Here is a 10,766-nt window from a genome sequence, read left to right on the forward strand (position 1 = left end):
CAATGCTGATATCAATAGTCGGCGTGACCCGCACTGAGGAGTTCCAGGAGCTACGGCCGCTGCTTTTCGCGATCGCCTACCGGATCCTGGGCAGCGTGAGCGAGGCCGAGGACGCCGTCCAGGAGGCCTGGTTGCGCTACGAGGGCTCCGCGACCCAGCCCGAGTCGCCCAAGGCCTTCCTGTCGGCCACGGTGACCCGGATCTCGATCGACGTGCTGCGCTCGGCCCGCGTCCGGCGCGAGGCCTACGTCGGGCCCTGGTTCCCCGAACCGCTGCTGACCGACCCCTACCAGGACCCGGCGCGGTCGGCGGAGCTGGCCGACTCGGTCTCGATGGCGGCGCTGATCCTGCTGGAGCGGCTCAGCCCGCTCGAGCGTGCGGTTTTCGTGCTACGCGAGGTGTTCGCCTTCAGCTACCGGGAGATCGCCTCCGCCGTGGAGCGGTCGGAGGCGGCCTGCCGCCAGCTCGCGGTGCAGGCGCGCCGCCACATGGACGCGGGCCGGCCCCGCTTCGAGGCGGATCGCCGGTCGCGCGACCAGCTGGCAGGGCGGTTCTTTGACGCGATCAGGGAGGGGGACGTCGAAGGGCTGCAGGAACTGCTGGCCGCCGATGTCCAGCTGGTCAACGACGGCGCCGGCAAGATCGGGAGTACACTCCCCGTCTTCGGCGTGGTGAAGGTCGCCCGGGTGCTGTCCGTCAGCATCCCGCCGCTCGCCAAGATCGGCGCGGTGCTGGAGGCGCACGAGGTGAACGGCCAGCCGGGCGCGATCATCCGCGACCGCGACGGCCGGATCTTCAACGCCTGGACGCTCGACATCCTGGACGGGCGCATCCAGACCATCCGCTCGATCGTCAATCCCGACAAGCTCGGGCACCTCGGCCCCGTCGCCGACGCCCACGCGGTCATCCGCGAGAAGAAGCAGACTCGCCGCGGGCAGCGGACGCCATGACCCGGCGCATGTCGGAGACCGCACGCATGGTTCCGCGCAGGGCGCCGGTCACCTTGGAGCGCCCCTTCCTGGGCAGGTGGTCGACCTCGGCCTCGGCGATGCGCCGGCGGCACGCGGCACCATCTCCAGCGGGTAACCGAAGCGGCGGTGGGCCGGGCGGAGGTCCAGCAGGGCGGTAGGGCGGGCGGCGCGACCAGCTCGGCCATCACCGCCCATTCGGCATCGGTCAGATCCGACGGTGTCATTTCCAGTGCTGTCTGGGTCTGGCGCACTTGATGGGGAGTGACCGCGCTGAGTGATCAGTTCAGCAGGGCCATCTTCCTTCTTGAGAAGGTCGTAGTTGGCCCGGCCGAACATGAGCCTCTTCAGGAATTTACAAGTTACGTGGAATCAGACCGTTGGGTGATCATGTCCTCTTCGGTTCTCGTCACGTACTTGAGGGGCAGCGTTGGGCACGCGCAGGCCATCGCCACCGGTGTCGGCGTGTCCATCCTGCTCGGCACCATTCTGCTGCCGACGCCGATGGCCACGACCTCTGGCACGTCGGCGGGCTGGCTGGCCAGCCGTGTCAGCTGGTGTGTCGGTGCAGGAGCAGCATCGTGGCGTCGTCGCCCAGCGGGCCGCCGACGTGGTCTACCAGGTCGGCGCGCAACGTGTCCAGCGCGGCTTGCGGATTCTCTCGTCTCAACACGTGAACGCGGTCGATGAGAGGGTAGAACCGGCCGGCGGTGTTCCGCGCCTCGATGACCCCGTCGGTGAAGAACAGGATGCGCTCTCCTTCGCCGAACGGCACCCGGTGGGGCTTCGGCGACAGGACGTCAAGCGTGCCCAGGCCGAGCGGCGGAGATCACCTGACCACCGGATTGATGCCCACACAAATGCCGGGGCCGTAATGCGCGCCACGTCCCTTCGGGGCCAGAGCGGCGATCAACTCGGCAAGTACGAGTTCCTCCTCGACCCGTACGCCGCGTCGCTCCATCGCCACGGACAGCTCCGGATCCCAGAGGGTCGGGCGCACCGGCCCAGACAACTGCGCCGACGAGGGTATGGCCCGGTAGGAGGCGGCATCGAAGCGCCACGGCAGGAACCCGACCCTCTCGTGGACCGCGGCGGCGATGGCGATTCCGCCCCAGTCGAAGTCTCCGTGGTAGGCGAACGTCTCGTGCCGGGTCGGGATCCGAATCACGAGCAAGGGCGGCCAGCGACTGCTCGGCGATGTCTCCCAATGCCACCGACTGCAGCGCCCCGCGTTTCCCGATGACATCCTCGTAGAACGCGATCGCCTGCCCGGCACCGCTTGCGGTGGAAGTGCTCCACGCTCGTGACCCTGCCGGTGTCGGCCCGCAGGTTGCCGCGTTCCCGCAGCTTGTCCGGTGCCTGCGTGAGCGCGTCGTCATTGTCCCGCCGCAGCTCCGCCGCCACGTCCTCGGGCCGGAGGTGCACGATGAACCGTTCCTTCGCTCGCGCGAACGCGCGAAGGATCTCCCGGTGGAAGGCCGCGTTGGGCACGCTCAGGTGAGCGAAGGGCTGATGCTCCTGAGGTGGGAAAGCCCTCGCCGAACAGCAAGGCCGCGCCATGGCGGAGGTCATGCAGTCGGACGGGCGGTAGCCCGGCCAGGTAGGCCAGCCAGAGGAATTGGTCGGGCCCCGGGTGAAGACGAACCCTGTGCCTGCCGAAAACTCGGAGGCAGCGGTCGAGGAGTTCGCGGCGGCACGATTGCACCCACCGCTCCATGATCGAGTCCATCCGCGGCATCCGGATGCCGGCGAGCACGGTCTGGACGCCGGCCCCGGCGAGGATGTCGTCCATGAGCGCCGGGAACCTTGCGTCTCGGTCTCGGATCACATAACGCGCTCGGCAGCCCGCGTTGTCCAGTTCCATCACCAGGTTCCTTATCGCCTGGATGACCCATCCCGCGCTCGGGTGAGCGGTGGTGCCGAGCACGTGAACGCGCCTGGTGGTGTGCTCGACGACTGCCAGGATGTATTGCCGCCGGCCGTTGAGGGTGACGGTCTCGATGAAATCGCAGGCCAGCTTGGCGTCGGCTTGCGAGCGCAGGAAGTCGGCCCGGGTGCTGGACGCCCACTGGGGTGCCGGGGCAAGACCTTCCTGCTTGAGGATCTCCCAGACCGGAGACGGCGCGACCATGATGCCCAGCGTGGCGAGCTCTCCGCGCGCCCGCTGATAGCCCCAGCCGGGGTTTCCCGGACCGGACTCCCACCGGGAAGCGACGACGAGCTTACGAACAGACGATCAGCCGCTATCTCACGGCTTCGCCTCCTGTTCTGCTGGGCGCACGAGATCACATCAGTGCCGAGCGCCTGGCCCGCCAGTGCCTCCGGTATTGGGTCATCGCGGAGGCACTGCCGAGCCTGACATCGAGAAAGCATCCGTCCGGAGTATCGCTGGATATCCTTAGAGGGACTGCTTGCTCACTGGACTAGTTGGGACTTACCTGGATATAAAGATCCACCCAGCTAGTGCCAGGCCTGCAGTCAAAGTCATACCACTCACCTCTCTGCAGTCCGAGATTTCCGCGCTGATGGCATGACCACCAAGGATTCGGCCCGTAGAACGTGTCGTAGTAACGGAAGGGCGACATCGCGCTGGGAGAAGTGGCATTTGCCGTCGCCGCGTGAGCGGGCGCGGTCGCGAGGAGACCGGCCGCCAGGGCGGCGCTCACTCCCGCGAGCGCCAGGAACTTCTTCATGTAGATCTCCAAATTCGGTACGTGCTTTCGTGGATTCACAAAAGCGCTTCCGTCAAGGATTATCGCCGCGACCCGACCCTTGCCGTGAGAACTTCGGGTGAACGTGGAAGAAATATTGATTACGCATGCTTTCGACACATCCCCATGGTCGGATGCGGGGGCATTTTAGTGCGCCCTCTCTCGAAAGCTATCCGATAGCCGTAATAAGGTTTTCGTTTTCTGGATCGCAATAATGCGGAGTTGCCCTTAAAGGGTGGGTCGCCTGGGGCATCTCAGCGGCGACGCGGCCAAGGGGCACCCGTCGGTGCCCCTTGCTTCGGCGTCAACGGCGCCCTCCATGCCGGCAGTCGCGCGGCCTGCACTGTGGCAAGCGAGCATCGGAATGAAAGGTCCCGTGCCCGCAACGGTTTCAAGGCCGGAGCGGGCAGGCGAGAGTGACCGAGGCGGAGATGCGCTTTCTCGCGGAGGAACTCCGCCGCGGGAAAGCCGCCACGACATAACGGCGTCGATAGTGACCCGTCGGAAGGTGCCGGGTGCTGACCGAGCCGCTCCGGCCCGAATCGAGGGTGCTGGTGCCGACACTGACGGGCAGAACGGGCGGAGCTGTTGCCCGGCAGCCGATCTGCCGGTCGGTCAGGTGGTCCGGTGTTCGTCCGGATCCGTCCCGTCGTGGCCGTGCAGCAGGGCCTGGCTTTCGTCGAACTTGCCCTGCACCTCGAGCAGGTCCGCGAGCCGTCCGCGCTGGACGATCGTTTCGGGATGGCTGGGGCCGTAGAAGAGCTCGTAGCCGTCGAACGCCTCGCGGTGCTCGACCTCGGCCTCCTCCAGTAGCCCGAGCATGTGGAGACTCTCGCCGAGTCCGGCGCGGATCTCCAGCGCCACCGCGTAGTCGGGCGCGACGGCGAGTGCCGCCCGGTACTGCCGCACGGCCTCCTCAAGGTCGCCGTTCATGTGCAGCGCGTACGCGAAGTTCTGCCACTCGCCCAGTGACGGCGTGTCGCCGGGTGTGGCACCCGCCAGCCGCCCGCGATAGTAGGCGACGGCGGCGCCGAAGTCGTCGGCCTGCAGCAGGGCCGTGCCTTGATCGAGTGCCGAGGAGATCTCGACCGCGAGCCCGTCGTGCAGCTTGTCACCCGCTTGCCTGTACGCCCTGTCGCCGCAGGCCAGCGTCACGCGCAGCGCCGGGTAGGCGGTGCGGAACTCGTTCAGCGACGCCTTGAACCGCCGCCGGCGCCTGATCGGCAGCTCGTCGAACCCCCGCAGCAGGATGGCCGGTCGTCCGGAGGCCAGCCAGCGCAGCGCAGCGACCGGCTCGGCACCATAAGCGTCGCGCAGACTGCACAGGATCCAGCGGGTGATCGCCCGGTGCGGACGGGCGGCGTCGGGGCCCAGCCGGATCTCGTACCCGGGATGCCAGGACGACGCGTCGAGGATGACGGGCAGCCGCCCGCCGTCCAGCTCGGCGGCGGCCAGCTCGTCGAGCGCGTCGATCGCCCGGACCGGCCCGTCGCCGTCGACGATCACCAGTTTGCCGTGCGCCAGGCGGGAGAGATCGGCCAGGTCGCGGGCGCGGCGCAGGACGGCCTCGCCATCGGCGAGCGGGTACGCCAGCAGATCCGCCCGCACGCTGAGGAACGTGTGGGGCAACCTGTGCCTCGCCCGTCGGGGCATGGGCAGCGCCGCACGGAACGCCTGGTCCGGCGGGTCCCCGACGGGGGCGGGCGTGTGGACGCTGTCGTACGGATCGAGCCCGGCGAGGTGATCGAGCAGGAGCACGTGCATGAACTGCCAGCGCCCTTGGACCCGGTTGGCCAGGCCGTTGCGCTCCAGTTCGCGCAGGAACCGGCGCAGGCGTACCGGCAGGATGCCGAGCCAGGCCAGGACGAACCGGTTCAGCAGCGGGCGCAGGAGGTAGCGCAGGCCGAAGCCGGCGAGCGCGGCGGGGACGCACACGAAGGCCGCCGCGCCCAACGCCCCCAGCAGGAAGGACGGCAACGTCCGCAGGACGGGCGCGCCCGAGACCGCGGCCGTGATCAGCGCGGCGAGGCAACCGCCCGTGTAGATCCAGACCATGGGCTTCACAGCGAGATTGTCGGCCGCGTTGTTCGAGCCGCTCGCCGACCCGGCGAGGGGGGAGGTCAGGCAGTAGAGCACCACCAACGCTCCGACGACCAGCCCGGTGTGGGCGAAGGCGATCGCGAACTCCACACGGGGCACCGGGAAGAGCAGCACGTGGCCCGCGCCGGCGGCGCCCAACACGCCGAAGGCCGCCCATCGCCTCGACCGGGTCCGAGCCGCGTAGAAGGCGAGGGGGGAGATCACCACGACAACGGCCAGCACGACGTAGAGCCGGTTCCAGCCTGCCAGCTCCACGGCCAGTACCGCGGCGGCGCGAGCGAGCGCACCGCCGAGCAGCACGCCGAAGGCGACGGCGACCAGCAGGGAGAGCACCCTGCGGCCCGGTCTGGCACCGAGCACCTGGGGCGGCAGGCCGATCCAGGCTCCGGCGGACAGGCCGGGCATCAGGGCGACGATCGCCGTGACACCGAACAGCACGGCGAGCACCCCGGTGGGCAGGAGGCCGAGCGGGCGCGCCAGCGGCAGCACGAGGCCGATGACGAGCACGGCCGCGACCATCGGCCCCACCACCAGGGACGTCATCGCGAAAACGGCCGCGGGGCCGTTCGCCGCCGTACGGTGAACGCGGCTGAGGTCGCCGACGAAGGTGCCGTCGGTGCCCGTGGCGAAGCGGGCGAGCTGGACGATCGAGCGCAAGGTGGCCGTCGGGTCGCGCCGGCCGCTGTCGCGCCGCCGCTCCAGCACGTCGCAGATGTAGGCGTCCAGCAGCAGCCCCCTCCTCTGCGCCGGGCTGCCGACCAGCGCGGGCCCGCCGGCGGCCGCGTCCTGGTACACGCGATGCGCGATCTGCAGCCACAGCGGCGAGTCGAGGAGCTCCCACAATCCCGGGTCGTTCTTCAGCGCCGCGCGCAGGCCGGACCCCTGAGTGCCGAGCCCCTCGTCGACCTGTGCCCGGGTCAGCGGGGCGATGGTCACGGCGGCGCGCAGGCGCACCGGCTCGGGCAGTTCGCCGTAATGCTCCTGACGGCAGGTGAGGACCATCGGCAGGCGTTCGCCATGAGCCGCCACGGCGTCCAGGTGCTTGGCGCACTTGGCCAGGATGGCCGGACGCACCTCGTCCAGCCCGTCGAACAGCAGGGCGAGCCGGCCCAGGGCGATCCAGCCGCGCACCCGGGACGAGGGGACGCCGTACTGCTTGCTCAGATACCAGACCAGCCAGGCCCCGAGGTGGACGGGCTCGTCCTCATCCGCCGCGCCGCGCCTGCGCAGCACGTCCCGCCAGCGCCGCCGGCGCCCCCACTCCGCCAGGGGCACCAGGACCGGGATGGGCTTGTCCTCTCCTCCGGTCCTGGCCCGATGCAGGAGGTCTCCGGCCAGTTCGGCCAGCAGGGTCGACTTGCCCGCTCCCGGGGCGCCCAGCACCAGCAGCGACTTCCTGCCGGCGTCGTAGGCCTGCAACGCCGTGCGTGAGCCTGACGGGCCCGCCGTGCCGTCTCCGACAGACTCGGGCGAATCACGCAAGGTGAACGGCATCGCGGGCAGCCCGCTGAGCCGCCGCACGTGCTCCTCGCGCAGCGCCTTCTCGACCTGCTCGATCAGGTCGGCGCGGTCGGCGGTGTAGGGGTTGGCGCGCAGCTCGTCCGCGTCCATGATGTCGACGAGGTCGCGGTACGAGCGCCCCTCCCAGTCGTACAGCAGGGCCGTGCAGCCGGCCGAGAGCAGCGTGCAGATCAGCAGGACGAGCCACAGCCACGGCGTCAGCGGCTGCAGCCGGCCCGGGAGCGGGTCGCCTGTCGCGAGGTTGACCACGACACCGGTGGCCACGCTCGCCGCCGTCCCAGCCACGATGATGAGAAGCTTCTTACGGCCTCCACTGGACGCGGGCATGCCGTCATCGTAAAGCTCCGGCTTCGAGGAAGTCCTTGGGACGTTACAGAAGCGCTCGCCTCCGCCTGAGACGCTGGAACGGCCCCGGTACTCCGGCGATCCGGGAGCAGGCCACCCCACCGACCATGGAGCCGACAGTTCGGAGAATGTCCTTGTGCCGCAGCGAGGCGCACTTGGCCGTCGACGCGCCGACCGGCACACCCAGCCACGCCGACCGGCACACCGAACCACTGTCGCCACAAGCCGCGAGCCGGTGAGCGATCTCTTCGGGCTCGTGCTCCGGCACGCCCGGCTCGTAGCCCTCTCGCAGCCCCGTCCACCAGACGACCTCACCTCGGACGTTCGCAGTGGTCGGCCGTGTTTCGGGTTGCGGAGGGAAGCGTGAACGCGTTGGCGGAGTGCCGGCCGTGGCGGACCATCACCGGGGTGATGGGGCGAGGGATCCAGGTTTTCCGCGATGGCAGCCAGCGCGAAGCCCCATGCCTGCGGGCTGGGCCGACCGTCGGGTTTCCGCCGATCAGCCCGTGCTGCTCGCGACGCAGGAGCTCTATTGATCTTGCTCGGGCGAAGGGTCGCCGGTAAGGAACGGCCGCTACGGCGAGCAGTCGCTCGCGAGGACCAGCGCCGGGCGGTTCTCAGGAGAGCGGCCAGTCGCGTAGGGCGGCGTCGGCCAACTCCTGGAGTTCGTCGCGGCCGACACCGCTCGCGGCAAGGGCGCCTTCCTGCCCATCGCGTGATCAGCTACTGGTGGTATGTGAGGCATCTGTACCGGGACCTCCACCGTGCTGGCATGGTCAGCCGCAGCCGCGCTTGCCCGGCTTGGCCACCTTGCCGGCCGCCGGCCGGCCTTGCGCCCCGGCGTAGCCGCCCACTTCCAGGCTGTCCCGGTAGACCTCCTCGGTGGTGGAGAGCTTGGCGATGAGCCGGCTGGCGCCGGTGGTGACGTTCATGGCGTACACGTAGGAGCCGACGGCCGTGTCGGGCGTCTTGCCGGGGCGCTCGCGGCCCGTCGCCGCGACGATCTCCTTCGCGTTCAGCCAGTCGATCACGTCGGCCCGGTAGACGTCGGCCGGCAGTCGCGGCTTGACCGTGGTCATCTTGCCCGTCCGGGTGGAGAAGACGGCCAGCCAGACGGGGGTCATGTCCGGGCCGCACGCGGGCGGCTCCTTGGGGACCAGGTTGGCGGCCCGCCCGTCGCGGGCGGCGAAGGAGCCCCAGATGACGTGCTTATGGGCGTAGACAGGGATCTTGGCGGTGACGGTGCGGCCGCCCCCGATGGTGCGGAACGCCCTGCTGCTCGTCGCGAATTCGTCCTGCAGAGTGACGCGCCCGGTGTCCGGGTCGGCGTCGAGCACGATCCAGCCCTTCGGCATCCGCTGTGCCGTACCGGCCTCCACCTGGACGAGCGTGGCGACCTCCGGGTCGTCCGCGAAGATGGTCAGCTGCCTGCCGTCCCGGACGAACTTCAGACTGAACGGCGAGCCCGGCAGGCCGGTCGGCACCTGGTAGGGGATCGTCCAGCTCTTGCCCGAGGTCAACTCGCGCACCACGATGCGGTCGTCGCGGGCCCGGTGGTAGGCGACGCGCGTGCCGTCCGGACTGATCGCGAAGGATCCCGACCCCCCGTCCTCGTTGGGATCTCTGCCTTTCTCCCAGGCCACGGCCTCAGGGACCGAGAAGATCTGGCCTTGCGCGGTCACCAGTCGCCAGGTGTCGCACGGCCCCGTGGGCAGCTTCTCGGGGTCCTTCGGGTTGGCGCACAAGTAGGCGAAGGCGGCGGGGCCGGAGCCCGACTCCGGTAAGGCGGGTGGCCGGCTGGGCGCGACCGCCCCCACGGCCGACGTGGGCACGGCTAAGCCGGTCGCCACCAGAGCGATCAACGCGGTGGCGTGCAGGCGTGCGGTGAGGTTCATTGGTCTCCCCGTTCCGAGTGATGATCGATGCCCATTGGAGTTTGTAGGGCGGAGAAAGTTCGCGACTGACGGCATCTGGTCAGATTCCTGGAATCAGCGGAAAGTTCGCGCCGGCGGCGCACGCGACTGATCCACCGGACGCTGCCGCGGTCCGGGCGAACAAGGTCTTGTCAGCCCTGTGTCGATCACCCTGGCGAACCCGGCGACGACGCAACCTCGAAATGGCCATGGCCCGCCACGGCGGTGCCCTCGCCATCGCCGTCACCACCGGCGTTCACCAGGCCGCCGACTTCATCGGCCGGCCCCTTACCTCCTCCCCGCCGGCGTCGCCCAACTCCGCGAACTCCTTGCCCCCGTCCCGCGTTGAGCAGTCTCGGTATCGTCCACCTGCAGTCGTCCCGACCCCCTTGCTGGGAAGCGCCGAGTCGATGAGAGATTGAACCCATGAGAACCATTGGACTGATACACGGCATGAGCCCCGCTTCGACCGTCGACTTCTATCAGCGCCTGAACGACAAAGTGACGCAACAGCTCGGCGGTCATGAGAGTGCCGAGCTGCTCATGGCCAGTGTGAATTTCGCGGTGATCGAGCGTTGTGTTCGTACGCGGGCGTGGGACGAGATGGCCGACTACCTCGCCGGCAAAGGTCGAGCCCTGGAACGTGCCGGGGCCGACTTCCTCGTCATCGGAAGCAATACCGGGCATCAAGGCGCGTCGGCGGTTGAGGCCGCGACGTCGATCCCGTTCATCCACATTGCCGACGTAGTCGCCGATGCGGCAAGGGAGGTCGAGGCGACGACTCTCGGCTTGCTCGGCACGACACCCGTGATGGAAGGGGACTTCTATCGTGATCGCCTCGCGAGGCGCGGCCTGAAAGTGATCATTCCGCCGCCTGCCGACCGCGAGCTGGTCAATCGCATCGTCTTCGACGAGCTGACGAAAGGAGTCTTCGCCGACTCGACCCGGGCCGAGCTGGTCCGGGTGCTGCGTGACTTGAGGGCGGCCGGCGCTGACGCCGTCATCCTGGGCTGCACCGAGTTCAGCCTGATCGTCGGTCCGGCGGATGTGCCCGGCATTCCGCTCCTGGACACTACCGGCCTGCACGTCGAGGCGGTTGTACGGGCGGCACTGGCCTAGCCCCGTTTTCCGCACGTCGGGTTGTGTGAAGATCGCCAGGTTGCTGTGGTGATCGTCATCGCGGTATGACCTGGCTGGTGAGACAGCGT

9 protein-coding genes are annotated in these 10,766 nt (G+C 69.0%); 2 read left to right on the forward strand and 7 right to left on the reverse strand.

What is annotated here, in order from left to right; all coding sequences use genetic code 11:
• On the forward strand, positions 1 to 950 hold a 950-nt coding region (locus ACIBQ1_RS61575; RefSeq protein WP_397292817.1), incomplete at its 5' end, for an RNA polymerase sigma-70 factor.
• A gap of 568 nt (positions 951 to 1,518) precedes the next feature.
• On the opposite strand, the gene ACIBQ1_RS61580 is transcribed toward ACIBQ1_RS61575, so the two are convergent.
• From ACIBQ1_RS61580 to ACIBQ1_RS61610, 7 genes are all read right to left on the reverse strand, one after another.
• Positions 1,519 to 1,782 carry a SpoIIE family protein phosphatase gene (locus ACIBQ1_RS61580; protein ID WP_397292825.1) on the reverse strand — a complete coding sequence of 88 codons (264 nt, stop codon included), beginning with the start codon at positions 1,780 to 1,782 and terminating at the stop codon, positions 1,519 to 1,521.
• Positions 1,783 to 1,797: 15 nt separating this feature from the next.
• The gene (locus tag ACIBQ1_RS61585; protein ID WP_397292826.1) at positions 1,798 to 2,136 is read right to left on the reverse strand and encodes a DUF2399 domain-containing protein; all 339 of its coding nucleotides are present in this window, start codon (positions 2,134 to 2,136) and stop codon (positions 1,798 to 1,800) included.
• Positions 2,133 to 2,459 (reverse strand): DUF2397 family protein, encoded by a 327-nt coding sequence (locus tag ACIBQ1_RS61590; protein ID WP_397292818.1) that lies wholly within the window; start codon positions 2,457 to 2,459, stop codon positions 2,133 to 2,135. Before ACIBQ1_RS61590 ends, ACIBQ1_RS61585 begins: the two co-directional genes overlap by 4 nt.
• Entirely contained in the window at positions 2,344 to 3,099 is a 756-nt protein-coding gene (locus tag ACIBQ1_RS61595) for a hypothetical protein (protein WP_397292828.1), read from the reverse strand. Before ACIBQ1_RS61595 ends, ACIBQ1_RS61590 begins: the two co-directional genes overlap by 116 nt.
• 292 nt (positions 3,100 to 3,391) lie before the next feature.
• Positions 3,392 to 3,661, reverse strand: coding sequence for a hypothetical protein (locus ACIBQ1_RS61600; protein ID WP_397292820.1), 270 nt, complete (start codon positions 3,659 to 3,661; stop codon positions 3,392 to 3,394).
• Positions 3,662 to 4,294: 633 nt separating this feature from the next.
• On the reverse strand, positions 4,295 to 7,627 hold the full coding sequence (locus ACIBQ1_RS61605; RefSeq protein ID WP_397292821.1) for a hypothetical protein: 3,333 nt from the start codon (positions 7,625 to 7,627) through the stop codon (positions 4,295 to 4,297).
• A 794-nt stretch (positions 7,628 to 8,421) separates the two neighbouring features.
• Complete coding sequence (locus ACIBQ1_RS61610; protein WP_397292822.1) at positions 8,422 to 9,540, reverse strand: hypothetical protein; 1,119 nt, start codon at positions 9,538 to 9,540, stop codon at positions 8,422 to 8,424.
• Positions 9,541 to 9,984: 444 nt separating this feature from the next.
• Here ACIBQ1_RS61610 and ACIBQ1_RS61615 point away from each other — a divergent pair, with 444 nt between their 5' ends.
• A complete protein-coding gene (locus ACIBQ1_RS61615; protein ID WP_397292824.1) occupies positions 9,985 to 10,677 on the forward strand; it encodes an aspartate/glutamate racemase family protein in 693 nt (230 codons plus the stop codon).
• Positions 10,678 to 10,766 lie beyond the last annotated feature (89 nt).

Source organism: Nonomuraea sp. NPDC050153 (assembly GCF_044460125.1).
In the GTDB taxonomy this organism is placed as follows: domain Bacteria; phylum Actinomycetota; class Actinomycetes; order Streptosporangiales; family Streptosporangiaceae; genus Nonomuraea.